Consider the following 16,150-nt stretch of genomic DNA (forward strand, 5'->3'; position numbering starts at 1 on the left):
CGGTCGGGCCCAACGTCCGCAACATGGAGTCCGGCGACCAGGTGCTCTTCAACCCCGAGGACCGCTACGAGGTCGAGGTGCGCGGCGAGGACTACATCATCCTCCGGGAGCGTGACGTGCACGCGGTGGCTGCCAGGCGGCTCGAAGAAGGCAGCACCGGCCTCTATCTCTGACCTCTAGGCTTGTCGGTCATGCCGGTCACCACCCCGATCTCCGCCACCTCCGAGCAGCTCGCCGCCATCCGCTACGACGCCGACGGGCTGGTGCCGGCCATCGTGCAGGAGCAGGGCACCGGGCGGGTGCTCATGATGGCCTGGATGAACGCCGAGTCCCTCGCCAGGACCCTCGAGACCGGGCGGACGTGGTTCTGGAGCCGGTCGCGCCAGGAGTACTGGTGCAAGGGCGAGACCTCGGGTGACCGCCAGTACGTGCGCGAGGCGTACTACGACTGCGACGGCGACACGCTGCTGTTCGTGGTCGAGCAGGAAGGCAAGGGTGCCTGCCACACCGGTGAGTACTCCTGCTTCTTCCGGGCCTTCGGCTCGGACGGTTGACCCGGCAGGCAGGACGCGGGCCATGGTGGCGCCGAGCCGAGAGGACTTCCACGCGCTGGCGCGTGACTACACCGTCGTGCCCGTGTGGCGGGAGGTCCTCGCCGATCTGATCACGCCGGTGGCGGCGTTCGCCCGGCTCACCCGTGACGGCGAGCCGGGGTTCCTGTTCGAGTCCGTCGAGCACGGCGAGCGCTGGAGCCGGTGGTCCTTCGTCGGTCGCCGGGCGGCCGCCACCCTCGTGGCGCGAGGGCGGCAGGTGGAGGTGCGAGGCTCCGTCCCCGAGGGGGTCCCGCTCGACCGGGGCATCCTCGCCGCGGTCGAGGACCTGCTGGCGCGCTACCGGTCGCCGGCGCTGGAGAACCTGCCGCCGTTGCACGGCGGGCTGGTCGGCTACCTCGGCTACGACGTGGTCCGGGAGGTGGAGCACCTCCCCCACGTGCCTTTCGACGACCTCGGCCATCCCGACGCCGTGATGGCGACCATCGGTGAGCTCGCGGCCTTCGACCACTTCCGCCAGCGGGTGACCTTGATCGCCAACGCGTTCATCCCGGCAGGGGCCACCGCCGCCGACCTCGACCGGATCTACGACCAGGCGGTGGCGGGTGTGGAGCGGCTCGCGCTCGACGGGGCCACCCCGCTGCCCGAGCCGGTCATGGAGCCTCCTGATCTCGACGGCCCGCTGCCGGAGGTGCGCTCCTCGATGGGCGCTGAGCGGTACCGGCGCGCCGTGGAGGTGGCCAAGGAGCACATCCTCGACGGGGACATCTTCCAGGTGGTGCTCTCACAGCGGTTCGACTTCGACCTGGACGCCGATCCGTTCGACTACTACCGGGTGCTGCGCCAGGTGAACCCCAGCCCGTACATGTACTTCGTGCGGATGCCGGAGCTGACACTGGTGGGTTCGTCCCCCGAGCCGATGGTGCGGCTGGTGGACGGCCGGGTCATCTCCCGCCCGATCGCCGGCACCCGGCGGCGAGGCCGCACCGACGAGGAGGATCGCCGGCTGGGTGCCGAGCTGCGGGAGCACCCCAAGGAGGTGGCGGAGCACGTCATGCTGGTCGACCTGGCCCGCAACGACGTCGGCCGGGTGGTGCGCTTCGGCACCGAGCGGGTGGACGAGATGATGACGCTGGAGCGCTACAGCCACGTCATGCACCTGACCTCCCAGGTCTCGGGCGAGCTGGCCCCTGGGCGCACCCCGATCGACGTGCTCCGGGCCACGCTGCCCGCCGGCACGGTGTCGGGGGCGCCGAAGGTGCGGGCGATGCAGATCATCGACGAACTCGAACCCACCAAGCGCGGGCCGTACGCCGGGGTGGTCGGCTACCTGGACTTCTCCGGCACCGTCGACACCGCCATCGCCATCCGGACGCTGGTCGTCGCACCGGACGGCCGGGCGAGCGTGCAGGCCGGGGCAGGCATCGTGGCCGACAGCATCCCCGAGCAGGAGGACCTCGAGTGCCACAACAAGGCTCGGGCCCTGCTGTCCGCGGTCCCCGGCGCCCGGCGGATGCGGGCCGCGCGCGCCGGCGCCTGACCGTCACGGCAGACTGGCGCCATGACCAGTTCCGGCCCGATCGCCCACGGCTACCACGCCATGCGGGCCGACGTGGCCGCGGTGCCCATCGAGCGTGACCTGCTGCTGGTGTCGGGGTCCGACGCGGACACGTTCTTGCAGGGCCAGCTCAGCCAGGACGTCTCCACCCTCGCCGTGGTCGGGCCGTCGTGGTCCTTCCTGCTCCGACCCGACGGCAAGGTGGTGGCGTGGTTGCGGATCGCCCGGCTCGGTGCCGACCGTTTCGTCCTCGATGTCGACGCCGGTTGGGGCCAGGCGGTGCTGGAGCGCCTCGAGCGGTTCAAGCTCCGGGTGAAGGTCGAGATCGAGCCGATCGAGGGGTGGAGCTGGGTGGCGCTCCGAGGGCCGGGGCTGAGCGGGGTCGACCTCGGGTCCGCCGGCGCGGAGCTGATCCTCCCCGCCGACTGGCCGGGGCTGGCGGGAGCCGATCTGGTCGGGCCGGCGGTGCGGGTCCCCGACGGGGTTCCGGAGGTGCCGGCCACCGTGCTGGAGGTCGCCCGGGTCGAAGCAGGGGTGCCGCGGATGGGAGCCGAGCTCGGCGAGCGCACGATCCCGGCGGAAGCGGGGGCCTGGGTGGTGGAGTCCTCGGTCAGCTTCACCAAGGGCTGCTACACCGGCCAGGAGCTGGTGGCGCGCATCGACGCCAGGGGCAGCCACGTCCCGCGGTACCTGCGGGGCCTCGAGCTCCAGGGGTCGGAGCTGCCCCCGCCAGGGGCGGCGGTCGTCGTCGAGGCCCGGGAGGTGGGGCGGATCACCAGTGCGACCCCCTCGCCGCGCACGGGCGGTGTGGTGGCGCTGGGCTACGTGGGGCGGGCGGTCGAACCACCCGCCGAGGCATTCGTGCGATGGGACGGTCGGGAGCTGCCGGGCTCGATCCGGTCGCTGCCGCTGGTGGTGGGGTGAGCGACCCGTCGCCCTACGAGGTGCTCGGCGTGGCACCGACGGCATCGATGGAGGAGATCCGCCGCGCCTACCTGGGCCTGGCCCGCGATGCCCACCCGGACCTGCACCCTCACGGCGAGCGCCACGCGGCCGAGGAGCGCATGCGCCGCATCAACGCCGCGTGGGCGATCGTCGGCGACGAGCGCCGCCGCCGGGCCTACGACGAGCAGCGTCGGCGCGTCCCGCGCGCCGCGGGGCCCCGGGGCGGGCCGAGCCCGGGTTTCGTGCCGGTGGTGGACGACGACACCGACTACGCCGCGCTGCTCGACGAGACGCCGGTGGTGGGAGCGAGCATCCCGCGCTGGCTGCAGGTGCTCCCCGCGGCGCTGTGGGTCATCGGCCTGCTCGGCGTGGTGAGCGGCCTGGTGGCCGGTTTCGCGCCCCTGCTGGCGGTCGGCGCCATCGGCTTCGTGCTGGGCTGGATCGCCTTCGCCGCGGCGCCCGCCCTGGCGGTGGCCCGCAGCTACCGGGCCGAGCGCGACTGAGGCCCCGGTAGGCTCGCCGGCCGTGACGGGCACCTACCTCGACCGGATCCTGGCCGCGCACCGCGCGGCCGCGGCGGCCGACGACCGGCCACTCGACGAGCTCGTCGCCCGGGCCGCCGCCGCGCCCGAGCCTCGGGGGTTCCGGGCCGCGCTCGTGGAGACGGCCCGGAACGAGCTGGCGGTGATCGCCGAGGTGAAGCGCCGCTCACCGTCCAAGGGGGACCTGTGCCCCGGGCTGGATCCTGCCGAGCTGGCCCGCCGGTACGAGCAGGGGGGCGCGGCCTGCCTGTCGGTGCTCACCGACCACGAGTTCTTCGGAGGCTCGGCCGACGACCTGCGAGCGGCCCGGGCGGCCTGCTCACGGCCCGTGTTGCGCAAGGACTTCACCGTGTGCGAGCGCGACGTCTGCGACGCGCGGCTCATGGGGGCGGACTGCGTGCTGCTGATCGTGGCCGCACTCAGCGACAGCGAGCTGGCTCGCCTGTGCCGCCTGGCCCGGGATCTCGACCTGGACGTGCTGGTGGAGGTCCACGACGAGGCGGAGCTCGACCGAGCCCTGGCTGCTGGCGCCGACCTGATGGGGGTCAACCAGCGGGACCTGGTCACCTTCGAGGTGGACACCGAACGAGCCGTGCGGCTGGCAGGGCTCCTGCCCGGGGAGGTGGTCCGGGTGGCGGAGTCGGGCATCACCGGTCCTGCTGACGCCGCGATCTTGCGTGGCGCGGGCTACCACGCGGTGCTGGTGGGGGAGTCCCTCGTGCGTTCGGGCGATCCGGCGGGCGCCGTCGCCGCCCTGCGGCGGGCCGTATGATCCGCGCACGCGGATGGCTCGCCGCGACCATCCCGATCGACGGAGGCCCGCATGGCGCGATTCGACCTGACGACCGACCAGCTCCCGACCGCGTGGTTCAACCTCCTACCGCGGCTGGCTGAACCGCTCCAGCCGCCCCTGCACCCGGCAACCCGGGAGCCGGTGGGCCCCGACGACCTGGCCCCGCTGTTCCCCATGGCGCTCATCGCGCAGGAGATGTCCACCGAGCCGTGGATCGACATCCCCGGTGAGGTCCTCGACATCCTCAAGCTGTGGCGCCCCACGCCGCTGGTGCGGGCGGAGAAGCTCGAGGCCGCGCTGGGCACGCCGGCCCGCATCTACTTCAAGGACGAGTCGGTCTCGCCGGCCGGATCACACAAGCCGAACACGGCGGTGCCGCAAGCCTTCTACAACAAGCAAGAAGGCGTGAGCCGGCTGACGACGGAGACCGGCGCCGGTCAGTGGGGGTCGTCGTTGTCGTTCGCCTGCGCCCAGTTCGACCTCGAGTGCATGGTCTACATGGTGCGGGCCTCCTACCAGCAGAAGCCCTACCGGCGGGTGATGATGGAGATCTGGGGCGGCAACGTCGTGCCCTCACCGGTGGACGACGAGGCCAACCCCGGCTCTCTCGGAGCGGCCATCAGCGACGCGGTGCGCGACGCCGCGGGACGCGACGACAGCCACTACGCGCTGGGCTCGGTGCTCAACCACGTCCTGTTGCACCAGACGATCATCGGCCTCGAGGCCAAAGAGCAGCTCGCGCTGGCGGGCGAGGAGCGCCCCGATGTCGTGCTCGGGTCGTGCGGCGGCGGGTCCAACCTGGGTGGGATCACGTTCCCGTTCGTCCCGGACGAGGGGGTGCGGCTGGTCGCGGTGGAGCCGGCATCGTGCCCGACGCTGACCGAAGGATCGTTCGACTACGACTTCGGGGACGTGGCCGGCATGACCCCACTGCTTCCGATGTACACGCTGGGACACGACTTCATGCCCCCGAGCATCCACGCCGGGGGCCTGCGGTACCACGGCGACTCGCCGATCGTCTCCAAGCTGGTCCGGGACGGTCGCATGGAGGCCGTCGCCTATCCGCAGGGCAAGGTCTTCGAGGCCGCGGTGCAGTTCGCCCGCACCGAGGGGAAGATCCCCGCGCCGGAGACCGCGCATGCCATCCGGGCGGTCGTGGACGAGGCGCTCGCCGCGAAGGAGGCCGGCGAGGAGCGGGTCATCCTGTTCAACTACTCCGGTCACGGGCACCTCGACCTGTCCGCCTACGACGACTTCCTCAACGGCCGCCTGGTCGACGCCTGAGCTTGGTCCACCTCGGGATTGCCGCCGGTCGCGGGGTGGGCGTTGGTACCGTGCTCGTGTGTTCGTGAAGATCTGTGGCATCACGAACGAGGAGGATGCGCTGCTGGCGGTGGCCATGGGCGCCGACGCCCTCGGCTTCGTGTTCGCGCCCTCTCCCAGGCAGATCGCGCCGGCGGCGGCCCGGGACATCGTGCGACGCCTGCCGCACGAGGTGCTCACGGTGGGCGTGTTCCGCGACCAGTCCTCCCAGCAGGTGGTGGAGATCGTCAACCAGATCGGGTTGCGTGGCGCCCAGCTCCACGGGCACGAGTCACCCGCGGAGGCCGAGTGGGTCCGCCGGCGGGTGCCGTTCGTCATCAAGGCCTTCGCCGCCGGTGACCGCATGTTCGACCGCATGGGCGACTACGACGTGGACGCGCTCCTCGTCGATTCGGCCGATCCGGGCTCCGGCAAGGTCTTCGACTGGTCTGTCGCCGAGCACCTGCCGTTGCACAAGCGCATCATCGTGGCTGGTGGCCTGACTCCGGACAACGTGGCGGAGGCCATCAGCCGGTTCCATCCGTGGGGTGTCGATGTGGCCAGCGGGGTCGAGTCCTCGCCGGGCCACAAGGACGCGCTGGCCGTGATGCGGTTCGTCAACGCCGCCAAGGGGTCCGAGGACGACGGCCCGGCGCCGGTGATCGACATCGGTGCGGGTGACGAGGTCCAGCCCTACGACTGGGAAGAGGACACCTTCGCCGGTTGAGTCTGGACGCGGCATCGTCGCACCTCGCCGGCCGGTGGAGGGGTGCGCTTCGGCTACCGCGGCGGGAGCGGCCCGCGTAGCCTCGACCCTCATGCCTCTCGGTCCACCCGACGCCTCTGGCCGGTTCGGCGAGTTCGGCGGGCGCTTCGTCCCCGAGACCCTGGTCCCGGCCTGCGAGGAGCTCGAGCAGGCGTTCCGATCGGCGTGGGCCGACCCGTCCTTCCGGAGCGAGCTCGACGCGCTGCTGCGCGACTACGCGGGCCGGCCCTCGCCTTTGACCGAGTGCGAGCGGCTCTCCGCGGAGCTGGGGGTGCGCGTGCTCCTCAAGCGGGAAGACCTCAACCACACCGGCTCCCACAAGATCAACAACGTGCTCGGCCAGGCGTTGCTGGCCCGGCGGATGGGCAAGACCCGTCTGGTGGCCGAGACCGGTGCCGGCCAGCACGGCGTGGCCACCGCCACCGCGGCGGCGCTGCTCGGCATGGCGTGCACGGTGTACATGGGCGAGGTCGACATGCAGCGCCAGGCGCTCAACGTGTTCCGGATGCGCCTGCTCGGCGCCGAGGTGGTCCCCGCGGTGTCCGGCAGCCGCACCCTGAAGGATGCGGTGAACGACGCGATGCGCGACTGGGTGGCCACTGTCGAGACGACGCACTACTGCCTGGGCTCGGTGATGGGCCCGCATCCCTACCCGTGGATGGTCCGGGAGCTGCACCGGGTCATCGGTGACGAGGCGAGAGCACAGGCTCGCCAGGTACTCGCCGGTGCTGACCCCGACGTGGTCACCGCCTGTGTCGGTGGGGGCTCCAACGCCATCGGCATCTTCTCCGGCTTCGTCGACACCGATGCCGAGCTGGTGGGCGTGGAGCCCGCCGGTGGAGCGGCCGTCGGCCGGGGCGTGCCCGGGGTGGTCCACGGCATGAAGTCGTACCTGCTGCAGGACGAGTGGGGGCAGGTGCTCGAAGCCCAGTCCATCTCCGCCGGTCTCGACTACCCCGGGGTCGGGCCCGAGCACTCCCACCTGGCGGCCATAGGCCGGGCCCGTTACGAGCAGGTCACCGACGCGGAGGTGATCGACGCGTTCCAGTTGTTGTCGCGAACCGAGGGGATCATCCCCGCGTTGGAGCCGGCGCACGCGCTGGCCTGGGTCAGTCGCGACCGTGGACGGCTCGCGGGTCGCACGGTGCTGGTGAACCTCTCCGGTCGGGGTGACAAGGACGTCGCCCAGATGATGGACATCCTGGGATGACGGCCGTGCCGGTCGGCAGGCTCGAGGTCGCCCTCCGTGAGCGCCGCGACGAGGGTCGCAAGCTCCTCGTCCCCTACGTGACGGGCGGGCTGGGACCGGAGTGGCCCGATGTCGTGCGGGCGGTCGCCGACGCCGGAGCGGACGCGATCGAGATCGGGGTGCCGTTCTCGGACCCGGTCATGGACGGCCCGGTGATCCAGGCGGCCAGCGAGCAGGCCCTCCGGCGGGGCACGACCCCTGCGTCGGTGCTCGACACCCTGCGCGACGTGGACGCCGGGGTGCCGCTGGCGGTGATGACCTACTACAACATCTGCTTCCGCATGGGTCACGAGCGCTTCGCCAGCTCGCTCGTCGACGCCGGTGTCGCCGCCGCGATCCTCCCCGACCTGCCACTCGAGGAGGTCGGTCCGTGGGCGGCCGTGGCCGACGAGGCCGGGGTCGAGACGGTGATGCTCGCCGCCCCCACCGCTCCCGACGAGCGCCTGCCCCGCATCTGCGGTCGGGCCCGGGGGTTCGTGTACGCGGTGGGCCTGCTCGGGGTGACCGGCGAGCGGGACGCGCTGGCGTCGAGCGCGCTGGTCATCGCCCGCCGCCTGAAGGCCGTCACCGACATGCCGGTGCTGGTCGGGGTGGGTGTCTCCGACGCCTCGCAGGCCGCCGAGGTCTGTCAGGAGGCCGACGGGGTGGTGATCGGCTCGGCCCTGGTGCGCCGCCTGCTCGACGGGGAGGGTCCGAGCGGGGCGCACGCGTTCGTGGCCGGCATTCGCCGGGCACTCGACGGCGGTTGACCCCTATCGTGGGGGGCCATGGGCGATGGGGTGCGGAGGCTCTCCGCCTTCCCGCGTGGCCAGCTGATCGAGGAGCCGCTCTTCACGGCCCGCACCAGCGAGCTCGGGCTCCTCGAGCGCCTCGGCCCACCCACCCAGGCGAGCGAGCCCTTGGCGGAAGACCCGTGCTTCTACTGGGATCTGGTCTGGCCGTGCGGTCTCGTGATGGGCATCGAGCTGCACCAGCTCGATGAGCGGCTGGCCGTGCGCCTCGGTGGCGACGAGGTCGAGCACGCCCGTCGCCACCTGGCGGTGGAGCTGTCCGAGATCGAGCTGCTCCGAGACACCGACCCCGCCCGCTACCGCGAGCTCGTGGGTGACCCGGCGCCCGCCGCCTGGGAGGTCTGGAGCGATGATGGGCAGGGGCGGCCCACCCGCCTGCACGCCGGCTTGACCTCGGCGGACGCACACTGCCTGGTCGAGGAGCTGAGCCGGTCCGGGCAGCGCACCAGGTACTGGGCCCGGTGCGCCGAGCCCGGAGGCGGGTGAGACCGGCGGTCTACGCCCTCCCGATGCCCTCGAGCTGGGCGAGGATCCGCAGCATCACCTCGTCCGCGCCACCCCCGATGGACAGCAGCCGGCTGTCGCGGAAGTAGCGCGCCGTCCAGGTTTCCTCCATGTAGCCGATGCCGCCGTGGAACTGGATGCACGTGTCGGCCACCTGCCGCTGCAGCCGGCCGGCCTTGAGCTTGGCGATCGAGGCCATCCTGGTGACGGTGAGCTGGTCGGCGCCGTCGACGATGGCCTGCGCGCACGCATAGTTGTAGTGACGCAGCAGGTCGACCTCGGCGACCAGCTCCGCCAGCTTGAACTGGATCCACTGGTTGTCCGCCAGCGAGCGACCGAACGCCTGGCGCTCCCGCACGTAGGCGATCGTCCGCTCGAGCGCCAAGCCGAGGTTGCCGGCGGCCATGTACGACGCGATGAGCCGCTCGTTCTGGAACTGCGCCATCTGCTGCTGGAAGCCCCGGCCGATCGTCCCGATCGTGTGGTCGACCGGGACCCGCACGTCCACGAAGCTCAGCTCGGCGGTGTCGGAGGAGCGCTGCCCGAGCTTGTCGAGCTTGCGGCTCACCGTGACCCCCTCGGTCGAGGTGGGCACGATGATCTGGCTCATGCCCCGATGGCCGCCCTCGTCCGAGGTCCGAGCGAGCAGGCAGAGCCAATCGGCCTGCGTGCCGTTCGTGATGTAGAGCTTCGTCCCGTTGATCACCCACTCGTCCCCGTCACGCACGGCCCTGGTGCGCAGGCCGGCCACGTCACTGCCCGCGTCGGGCTCGGTCACCGCGATCGCCGCCACCATCTCCCCCCGGATGGCCGGCGCCAGGTAGCGACGCTTGAGCTCCTCGCTGCCGAACCGGTGCAGCGCCGGGGTCGCCATGTCGGTCTGGACGCTCACCGCCATGGCCACCCCGCCCGTCTCGCAGCGTCCCATCTCCTCGCCGTACACCACGGTGAACAGGTGGTCGGCGCCCTGGCCGCCGTAGGCGGGGTCGTACTCCAGGCCGAGGATCCCGAGCGCACCGAGCTTCGGGAACAGATCGTGGGCGGGGAAGGAACCCGCCCGTTCCCAGTCGTCGGCGTGGGGGTTGATCTCCCGCTCGACGACGTCGCGCACCGTCTGGCGGAACATCTCGTGCTCGTCGGTGAAGGCGACCATGCGGCTCGCATCCTCTCGTTCTGGTGGCCTGGCGCGCCGAGGCGGCCAGGGTCATCGGGCCTCGCCGGGCAGCAGCTCGATGGGGATGTCGAGCAGCTTGGCCCGCAGGTACTCGCCGAGCCCCTTCGCCTGGGGATCGGTACGGGTCGAGGCGGCGACCCCGCGACCCAGCAGGCCACGGATCACGAAGTTCAGCGCATACAGGTTCGGCAGCTCGGCCCGCTCGACCTCCAGGCCGCCGGTCTCGGCGGGCATCAGCTGCCGCAGCGCGTCGACGGTGAGCGTGCGGGTCAACCAGGGCCACACGTCGGGGTGGCGAGCCCAGACGCCGATGTTGGCGTTGCCGCCCTTGTCTCCCGAGCGGGCACCGGCGACCAACCCGAGGGGCGCGTGTACCGTTTCGCCGCTCAGTGTCAGCGGTGGGGGTGTGAGCCCGGAATCGCCGTCCGGCGCCGGCGGCGGGCCTGCCGATTGGTGTGGGTGGACCGGGTCGATCCTGATTCGCTCGCCCTCGACGACCACCTCGTGCCGGGGCAGGTCGGCGGGCACCAGCGCGGGCCAGTAGACACCGAAGCTGGTGGCCTCCGACGGCGGGCTGGTGGTGAACAGACCGGGGTAGCTGGCCAGCACCATCTCGATCACCTTGTTCGAGAACGCGCGGCCCACCTTCGCCGGGTCGCGGTCGATGACGGTGATCCGGAGCTGGGCCAGCGCGTCCTCGTTGGTTCGCGGGTCGGGCCGGTCGGTGCGCACCAGCCGCACGTCGACGGCATCGAATGACGCCTTGCCGCCGGGGATGAGCGACCAGAGGGTGCGCTCCGCGACCGCGGCCTTCTCCTCGATGTCGAGACCGGTCAGCACGAAGGTCATGGTGTTGCGGTGACCGCCGAGGTAGTTGATCGCCACCTTGGTGTGGGCCGGCGCCGGCAGCCCGCGCACCCCCGAGATGCGCACCCGGTCCGGGCCCTCCTGCTCCAGCCTGATGGTGTCGAAGCGCACCACCACGTCGGGGTTGGCGTAACGGACCCCTTGGATCTCGTAGAGGAGCTGAGCGGTGACCGTGCCCACCGACACCAGCCCACCGGTGCCGGGGTGCTTGGTGATGACGCTGGAGCCGTCCCGGTGCACCTCCGCGATCGGGAAGCCGCAGCGTTCAATGCCCGGCACCTCCTGGAAGAACGCGTAGTTCCCACCGGTGCACTGCGCGCCGCACTCGATGACGTGCCCAGCCACCACCGCGCCGGCCAGGGCGTCCCAGTCCGTGCGTGACCAGCCGAAGTGGGCAGCGGCGGGCCCGACGACGAGGGCCGCGTCGGTGACCCGACCGGTCACCACCACGTCGGCGCCTCTCGCCAGCGCCTCGGCGATGCCGAACCCGCCGAGGTAGGCGTTGGCGGTGATGGGCTCGGCCCCCACCTCCTCGAGTGTCTCGCCCGTGTCGAGGTTGGTGAGCTCGACGCCTGCGGCCCGCAGCTCGTCGAGTCGGCCCATGAGGTCGTCACCTTCGACGTAGGCCACCCGGGGCGCCAGCCCGAGCCTGGTTGCGAGCCGCTCGACCGCGCCCGCGCAGCCCGCCGGGTTGAGGCCACCGGCGTTGGTGACCACCCGGATGCCGCGGTCCAGACACGTGCCGAGCACCTCCTCGAGCTGAATGAGAAAGGTCCGGGCGAAGCCCCGCTCCGGGTCCTTGAGCCGGTCCTTGGCCAGGATGAGCATCGTGAGCTCCGCCAGCCAGTCACCGGTGAGCACATCGATAGGGCCGCCATCGACCATCTCCCGGGCGGCGGAGAGGCGATCGCCGTAGAAGCCGCTGCAGTTTGCGACCCGAAGCGGCTCGCGGGGTGGGGAACCGGATCCTGCGGTCATGGTTGCTCCTCCACTCGCACCAGGAGCTGATGGGCATCGACGTTGGCTCCCTCGTCCACCAGGATCTCCGCCACCCGCCCATCGGCAGTCGCAGCGATGCGGTGCTCCACCTTCATGGCCTCGAGCACCACCAGCGTCTGGCCGGCGGTCACCGTCGAGCCGACCTCCACCTCCACCCGCACCACCCGGCCCGGGACCGGAGCGGTGGGGCCGGACGCGGCCGAGGCGGTGCGCTTCTCGGGGAACCGAGGGAGCTCGATCAGCTCGGTCTGGCCGGCCGGAGAGTTGACCCAGATCCTGGGGCCCACCTGGTTGACGGCACAGGTGACCATCACCGCACCGATCTCCATCCGCACGCGGTCGGCGCTGACCTCGAGGAGCCGCCCCTCGAGGGTCTCGTCGCCGACCGTGGCGGTGAAGGATCCGTCGGCACGCACCCGGTAGGTGATCTCGAGGGTGGCCCCGCCGGTGGCGAACGCCACCACCTCGCGGTGGTCGCGGTCGACGTTGCGCCATCCTCCGGAGGCGTGCCCCCAGTGCTCGTCTGCCAGCCGCCTCCGGTGGCGCCCGACCAGGGTGGCCGCGATGGCATGGGCGGTGCGGACCGGCTTCCCGGGGGACGCATCGAGCAGTAACGGGTGATCCTCGACGTAGGAGGTCGGCGTCCGCCCGGCGCGGAAGTCGGCGTCCTCGAGCACGGCCACCAGGTGGTCGCGGTTGGTCTCCACCCCGTGGATCTGCATGGTGGTCAACGCCCGCACCAGTCGCCCGATCGCCTCGTCGCGGGTCGCGCCGTGCGCGATCACCTTGGCCAGCAAAGGGTCGTAGAACGTGCTGATCTCGCTCCCGTCGTCGACGCCGGCATCGCAGCGGACCAGCTCGTCCGGGCAGCGGAAGCGATGAAGGGTCCCGAACGTGGGCAGCCAGTCGGCTCCCGGCCGCTCCGCGTACACCCGGGCCTCGATGGCATGCCCCTCGGCGGCCGCGTCCGGCAGATCACGGGCCACCGGTTCACCCTCGGCGGCCCGGAGCTGGAGCACGACCAGGTCGATGCCGGTGACCTCCTCGGTGACGGGGTGCTCGACCTGGAGGCGGGTGTTCATCTCCAGGAAGAAGAACTCGCCGGTGTCGGGGTCCACGAGCAGCTCGACCGTGCCCACACTGTCGTAGCCGATGGCCCGGGCCAACGCGCACGCGGCCTCCCCCAGCCGCCGGCGCAGCGCCGGGTCGACCGCGGGGGAAGGCGCCTCCTCGATGAGCTTCTGGTGCCGGCGTTGGATCGAGCACTCCCGCTCACCCAGATGGGCGACGTGACCATGGCGGTCGGCGACCACCTGCACCTCGATGTGTCGCGGGCTGGCCAGCCACCGCTCCGCGAACACCCGCTGGTCGGCGAACGAGGCCTGTGCTTCCCGGCGAGCGGTCGCCACCGCGCCGGCCAGCGCGTTCGGCGTCTCGACCAGCCGCATGCCCTTGCCCCCTCCGCCGGCGGCGGCCTTGACCAGCAACGGGTAGCCGACCGCTGCGGCCTGCTCGTGGAGCACGAACGGCGTGTCGCCGGTGAGCTCGGCGCTCGGCAGCGTGGGGACCCCGACGCTCGTAGCCACCCGCTTGGCCTCCAGCTTGTCGCCCATCAGCCGGATGGCCTCGACGTGGGGACCGACCCAGATGAGGCCCGCGGACTCGACCGCGGCCGCGGCGGGCGCGCGCTCCGCCAGGAACCCGTAGCCCGGGTGCACCGCGCTGGCGCCGGTGCGCTCGGCCGCGGCCAGGATCTTGTCGACGTCCAGGTAGGACTCCGCAGCCGAGGAGCCTCCGAGGGGGACGGCCACGTCGGCGGCTCGGACATGGAGGGCGTCGCGGTCCGGCTCGGCGTACACGGCCACGGTGCGCATACCCAGCCCCCGGGCGGCGCGGATGATGCGCACGGCGATCTCGCCCCGGTTGGCGATCAGCAGGGTGTCGATGCGGCTCATCTCACATCCGGAACACGCCGAAGGCCTCCGCGCCCTGCACGGGGGCGGAATGGGTGGCGGACAGGGCGATCCCCAGGACGGTGCGGGTGTCGCGGGGGTCGATGATGCCGTCGTCCCACAGGCGGCCGGTGGCGAACAGGGCGGTCGATTCCCGCTCGATCTGGTCTTCGATCGTCGCCCGCATCCTGCGGTCGGCGTCCTCGTCGTAGTCCCGACCGGCGCGGGTCGCTGCAGCCCGCTGGACGATCGACATCACCCCCGCGAGCTGCTTCGGCCCCATCACCGCGATGCGGTGGTTGGGCCAGCTGAACACGAACCGGGGGTCGAATGCCCGACCGGACATCCCGTAGTTGCCGGCGCCGTAGGAGGCCCCGATCATCAGGGTGAGGTGAGGCACCCGGGAGTTCGACACGGCGTTGATGAGCATCGAGCCGTGTTTGATGATCCCGCCACGCTCGTAGCGGGTGCCCACCATGAACCCGGTGATGTTCTGCACGAACAGCAGCGGGGTGTCGCTGCGGTTGCACAGCTGGATGAACTGCGCACCTTTCTGCGACTCCTCGGAGAACAGGATGCCGTTGTTGGCCAGGATGCCGATGGGGTAGCCCCACAGCTCGGCCCAGCCGCACACGAGCTGGCTGCCGTAGAGCGGTTTGAACTCGTCGAAGTGGCTGCCGTCGACCACCCGCCAGAGCACCTCCCGGGCGTCGAAGGGAATCCGCACGTCCGCCGGCGCGATCCCGAGCAGCTCTTCGGGGTCCAGGCAGGGCGGCGCGCCGGGACCCCTCGGTGGGGGACCGGCCTTCCGCCAGCCCAACCGTCGAACGATCGAGCGACCCAGGCGGAGGGCGTCGTGCTCGTCCGCGGCCAGGAAGTCGGCCAGGCCGGAGACCCGGGCGTGCATCTCGGCCCCTCCGAGCTGCTCCTCGTCGGCGTCCTCGTCGATGGCCATCTTCACCAGGGGAGGCCCGCCCAGGAACACCTTGGCTCCTCCCTCCACGAAAACCGTGTAGTCACTCATGCCCGGCACGTAGGCCCCACCGGCCGTCGACGAGCCGAACACCAGGGTGACCGTCGGGATGCCGGCGGCCGACAGGCGGGTCAGGTTCTTGAAGGTGGCGCCGCCCGGGACGAAGACGTCGGCCTGCCTGGGGAGGTCGGCTCCACCGGACTCGGTCAGGTTGACCATCGGCAGCCGGTTGCGGAGCGCGATCTCCTGGGCTCGCAGGGACTTGGCGATGGTGGTGGGGGAGGAGGTGCCTCCCTTGACCGTCGGGTCGTTGGCACTGATCACGCACTCGACGCCGGCGACCTGCCCGATGCCGGTGACCATCGCCCCGCCGAGGGGGTCGTCGGTGCCCCAGCCGGCCAGCGCCGACAGTTCCAGGAACGGGCTGTCGCGGTCCACGAGCAGGTCGATGCGCTCCCGCACGAGCAGCTTGCCCCGCTGACGGTGGCGCCGGACGTAGTGCTCGCCGCCGCCGGCGAGCACCCGGGCCTCGGCGGCGCGCACCTCCTCGAGCAGGGCCGTCATCGCCTCCCGGTTGGCGCGGAACGCCTCCGACCGCGGGTCGATCGTGGTCGGTGGTGAGGCTTCCATCGGCCGGCACGCTACCGTGCGCGCCCGTGAGCGAGGAGTCCGTCGCCGGGAGCCTGTACGAGCGGGTGGGGGGCCGGCCCTGGTTCGAGGCGCTGGTGGAGCGGTTCTACGCCGGGGTGGCGACCGATCCGGTCCTGCGGCCGCTCTACCCCGAAGACCTGCGGGAGTCACGGGAGCACCTGGCGGCCTTCCTCGTCCAGTACTGGGGCGGGCCCGCCACCTACAGCCAACAGCGGGGCCACCCTCGGCTGCGCATGCGCCATGCGCCGTTCGCCATCGGTCCTGCCGAGGCGGCCGCGTGGTACCTGCACATGGAGTCGGCGGTGCGCGGTGGTGGGCTCGATCCCGACGACGAGGTGCTGGTGCTCGACTACTTCCGGCGAGCCGCTCGCCATCTGATCAACCACGCCGGGTGAGCCCTCCCGGAGGGTGCACGGCGTAAATCCACCGTTCGCGGCTCGGAGTTGGTCATGCTGGTCTGCGGGTGGGGCCCGTGAAGCGGACTCGAACAGCCCGGTTCCACCCCTGCCGGCGGTGCCGGGCCATGAGGAGGA

General features: G+C 71.8%; 15 protein-coding genes and 1 pseudogene. 12 read left to right on the top strand and 4 right to left on the bottom strand.

Annotated features, from left to right (window positions below; genetic code table 11):
* From V7004_RS11645 to V7004_RS11695, 11 genes and pseudogenes are all read left to right on the top strand, one after another.
* Positions 1-173, top strand: a pseudogene (locus V7004_RS11645) (co-chaperone GroES); the annotation flags it as partial.
* A gap of 18 nt (positions 174-191) precedes the next feature.
* On the top strand, positions 192-554 hold the full coding sequence (hisI, locus tag V7004_RS11650) for a phosphoribosyl-AMP cyclohydrolase (protein ID WP_334144144.1): 363 nt from the start codon (positions 192-194) through the stop codon (positions 552-554).
* A gap of 22 nt (positions 555-576) precedes the next feature.
* Positions 577-2,091, top strand: coding sequence for an anthranilate synthase component I (gene trpE, locus V7004_RS11655; RefSeq protein WP_334144145.1), 1,515 nt, complete (start codon positions 577-579; stop codon positions 2,089-2,091).
* Positions 2,092-2,112: 21 nt separating this feature from the next.
* Positions 2,113-3,033, top strand: coding sequence for a CAF17-like 4Fe-4S cluster assembly/insertion protein YgfZ (gene ygfZ, locus V7004_RS11660; protein ID WP_334144146.1), 921 nt, complete (start codon positions 2,113-2,115; stop codon positions 3,031-3,033).
* A complete protein-coding gene (locus tag V7004_RS11665; protein WP_334144147.1) occupies positions 3,030-3,557 on the top strand; it encodes a J domain-containing protein in 528 nt (175 codons plus the stop codon). Before ygfZ ends, V7004_RS11665 begins: the two co-directional genes overlap by 4 nt.
* 22 nt (positions 3,558-3,579) lie before the next feature.
* Entirely contained in the window at positions 3,580-4,368 is a 789-nt protein-coding gene (gene trpC / locus V7004_RS11670; protein WP_334144148.1) for an indole-3-glycerol phosphate synthase TrpC, read from the top strand.
* Positions 4,369-4,419: 51 nt separating this feature from the next.
* Positions 4,420-5,673: a TrpB-like pyridoxal phosphate-dependent enzyme gene (locus V7004_RS11675; protein WP_334144149.1), complete on the top strand. Its 1,254-nt coding sequence runs from the start codon at positions 4,420-4,422 to the stop codon at positions 5,671-5,673.
* 58 nt (positions 5,674-5,731) lie between these two features.
* Entirely contained in the window at positions 5,732-6,418 is a 687-nt protein-coding gene (locus tag V7004_RS11680; protein WP_334144150.1) for a phosphoribosylanthranilate isomerase, read from the top strand.
* Positions 6,419-6,509: 91 nt separating this feature from the next.
* Positions 6,510-7,667 carry a tryptophan synthase subunit beta gene (trpB, locus tag V7004_RS11685; protein ID WP_334144151.1) on the top strand — a complete coding sequence of 386 codons (1,158 nt, stop codon included), beginning with the start codon at positions 6,510-6,512 and terminating at the stop codon, positions 7,665-7,667.
* On the top strand, positions 7,664-8,455 hold the full coding sequence (gene trpA / locus V7004_RS11690; protein ID WP_334144152.1) for a tryptophan synthase subunit alpha: 792 nt from the start codon (positions 7,664-7,666) through the stop codon (positions 8,453-8,455). The genes trpB and trpA overlap by 4 nt, the downstream gene beginning before the upstream one ends.
* Before the next feature lie 18 nt (positions 8,456-8,473).
* On the top strand, positions 8,474-8,983 hold the full coding sequence (locus V7004_RS11695) for a hypothetical protein (RefSeq protein ID WP_334144153.1): 510 nt from the start codon (positions 8,474-8,476) through the stop codon (positions 8,981-8,983).
* Positions 8,984-8,993: 10 nt separating this feature from the next.
* Here the strand turns inward: V7004_RS11695 and V7004_RS11700 are convergent, their stop codons facing one another.
* The 4 genes from V7004_RS11700 to V7004_RS11715 are packed head-to-tail and all read right to left on the bottom strand — an operon-like array spanning position 8,994 to position 15,596.
* Entirely contained in the window at positions 8,994-10,154 is a 1,161-nt protein-coding gene (locus tag V7004_RS11700) for an acyl-CoA dehydrogenase family protein (RefSeq protein ID WP_334144154.1), read from the bottom strand.
* A gap of 51 nt (positions 10,155-10,205) precedes the next feature.
* Positions 10,206-12,020: an acyclic terpene utilization AtuA family protein gene (locus V7004_RS11705; protein WP_334144155.1), complete on the bottom strand. Its 1,815-nt coding sequence runs from the start codon at positions 12,018-12,020 to the stop codon at positions 10,206-10,208.
* Complete coding sequence (locus V7004_RS11710; protein ID WP_334144156.1) at positions 12,017-13,996, bottom strand: acetyl/propionyl/methylcrotonyl-CoA carboxylase subunit alpha; 1,980 nt, start codon at positions 13,994-13,996, stop codon at positions 12,017-12,019. Before V7004_RS11710 ends, V7004_RS11705 begins: the two co-directional genes overlap by 4 nt.
* A gap of 1 nt (position 13,997) precedes the next feature.
* Positions 13,998-15,596: an acyl-CoA carboxylase subunit beta gene (locus V7004_RS11715; protein WP_334144157.1), complete on the bottom strand. Its 1,599-nt coding sequence runs from the start codon at positions 15,594-15,596 to the stop codon at positions 13,998-14,000.
* Between V7004_RS11715 and V7004_RS11720 the strand changes: the two genes are divergently transcribed.
* Positions 15,581-16,012, top strand: coding sequence for a globin domain-containing protein (locus V7004_RS11720; protein WP_442968052.1), 432 nt, complete (start codon positions 15,581-15,583; stop codon positions 16,010-16,012). The genes V7004_RS11715 and V7004_RS11720 overlap by 16 nt on opposite strands.
* Positions 16,013-16,150 lie beyond the last annotated feature (138 nt).

The organism is Rhabdothermincola sp. (assembly GCF_036846205.1).
Classification (GTDB): Bacteria; Actinomycetota; Acidimicrobiia; order Acidimicrobiales; family Acidimicrobilacustridaceae; genus Rhabdothermincola.